This window comes from Streptomyces sp. NPDC002306 (genome assembly GCF_053593435.1).
The window spans coordinates 1-2,184 of record NZ_JBSFCK010000127.1 but is presented as its reverse complement, the minus strand read 5'-3'; the positions used below and the strand labels follow the sequence as shown (position 1 = coordinate 2,184).

The 2,184-nt window shown below is 67.7% G+C and carries 1 protein-coding gene; it reads left to right on the top strand.

Going from position 1 to position 2,184, the window contains the following annotated elements:
* Positions 1-1,629 precede the first annotated feature (1,629 nt).
* The gene (locus ACWCQK_RS42340) at positions 1,630-1,806 is read left to right on the top strand and encodes a hypothetical protein (protein WP_451164582.1); all 177 of its coding nucleotides are present in this window, start codon (positions 1,630-1,632) and stop codon (positions 1,804-1,806) included.
* The last annotated feature ends 378 nt before the right edge of the window (positions 1,807-2,184 follow it).

The following is a 2,184-nucleotide window of genomic DNA, read 5'->3' as shown; positions in this document are numbered from 1 at the left end:
TCGGTCGGCTTCGCAACCCCGAGCTACCAAGAGGCCCTGTACTCATGCGCGCAGACAGCTTCGATCACCCGATCGAGACTCCCGTTCGACGCGCGACCCTCAAGATCGGAACGACAACAGCTACTTAGCCATGACGCTTTGGCTGGCGCGCCCTTCCAGGCAGGTCACGGAGATGAGGTGTCGAGAACTACATGATCTTGGAAGCCTGCCTGTTCCGCTTTCCCGGATCGATCAACCTTGCAGATCGAGCCTAAGGGCCCGCAGAGAATTAACTTGCCGGTTTTGAGACTTGACGCCGCAGTTCGGTGGGGTGGCCGCCCGCATGTTGTTCCTCTGCGGGCCCTAAGGGCCCGCAGAGAATTAACTTGCCGGTTTTGAGACTTGATGCCGCAGTTCGGTGGGGTGGCCGCCCGCATGTTGTTCCTCTGCGGGCCCTAAGAGTCATCCCGTAATGGGATGTTGTCCGTCCGGTTCCAGTTCGGGTGGGCCGCCGGGTGGCGGCGTGTTCCGTACTGGGTCGGCTGTTCCGACGTGGGCCTTGTGCCGCTTGGTTGCGGGTCGGGTCTCATTCGGGGTGGGCCGGTACCGGTCGGTCGAGTTTCGTCGAGCAGAGGCCGCCGGTCCGGGAGTTCCCGGGCCAGAGGCTGCCGCGTGGGTGCGGCCCCGGGTGGGGCGGGCACCGCGCTGCGGTTGACTCGACAGGACTTCTTGCAGCCCTGGTGAGAAAAGCATCTGTGTGGTGCGGGCCTGGACACCGTCCAAGCCCGCAGTGCTGGGCTTGCCGGGGTCGGCGAGCCGGACGTGTGCGGCGAGGGCTGCGCCACAGCCCGTCCAGCCGGTCACGCACCCATATCGCCGTTGTGCCACCCGGGTTGCTCGCCCGCGCGATCTGCGCGGTCAGAGGGGGGACGGAACGTACTCACCGGAACGGCTGCGCAGGGACAACGGGCACCTCGACAGCTTCATCGGACGGCGGAACTACCCGAGCATGCCCGTCGACCATGCTGCCGCACCGGGAAGCTCCAAGATCCCCGACAGAGTCAAGCTAAGCCGACGCCATCCCGGTCCTGTTCACCACCCTCGACCGCCTCCAGACCCACGGCCCGCGCGCGGCCGTGTGGTGGCGGTGCGGCCACGGCCAGTGGGAAACACTCGACAACGCCCTCGCCAACCCCAACGACCACGAGGCCTGGCGCGTACGCAAGGAAGGACGGCGCCGCCGGCACGACGAACGACGAGAGCGCGAGCGGCAGCAGGAAGCAGCAGCACGGGACCAGGAGGCAATAGCAGTGCAGCTGCCCGCGGCGCGTGAGCCTGAACGGCCCGAGACGAAACCCTGCGAGCGGTGCGGGCGGCCCCGCACCCAGCCGTCCAGAGTCGAGCAGAGTTTCGCGCCGCCCGAAGACGGCCGCCACTGCGACACCTGCCGCCTGGACATCCCAGGAGTACCCGAGCCTGCTCTCCGTGCTGTTCAAGCGCGGTCGCTGAACATGGACGACGCAGGTCTCGACCCACGCTTACGGAAGGCCGGCCATGAGTCCGACGGCGCCACCAGGAGGCCGCAAGCCCGGCATGGGCCCAGGGCCGACCGTGAGTTGCCGCGGTGGTCAGGGCGTTCTCGGTGGTGGGGTGGAAGGGGATGAGGATGTCGATGCCGGTCAGGGGCTGGCGGCGCTTCCGGACTACACCCGCTACGACCACGGCGGGAGCGAACTGGTGATGAACTGGCTCATGCCGCAGGGAATGGGCACGGGATTCGACGGACTGGCGATCGCGCTGAAGGGCTCGCTCATCTGCGCACCATGACCCGCGGTTACGCAGGGGAGCGGTACTTCTTCCCCGGATGAAGCGGGAGCTGCACCCCGCTGATGGCCTGGTGGGCCGTGCTGTATACGCTGTCCATCCTCGCCCGCTACGAGCCCGCAGCCTGGGGCAAGCTCATCAGCGTTGACGAGCCCTTACGCGGTCCCGATCGAGCGGCTCCTGGAACGGGCGATCAACCGCCTGCCCGTCCTGATCGCGGACACCGTCACCGAGGTGAGCACCTGATGCGCCCCGGCTGACGAAGCCGGAGCCGGATACAGAGGAGGGGGGGGCGGGGGGGTTAGACGGGGGGGCACCCACCGGGACCCCGCGGGCGACCCCCGGCGGGCGCGGGGGGGGGTGTGTGAGAGAGAGAGTGAA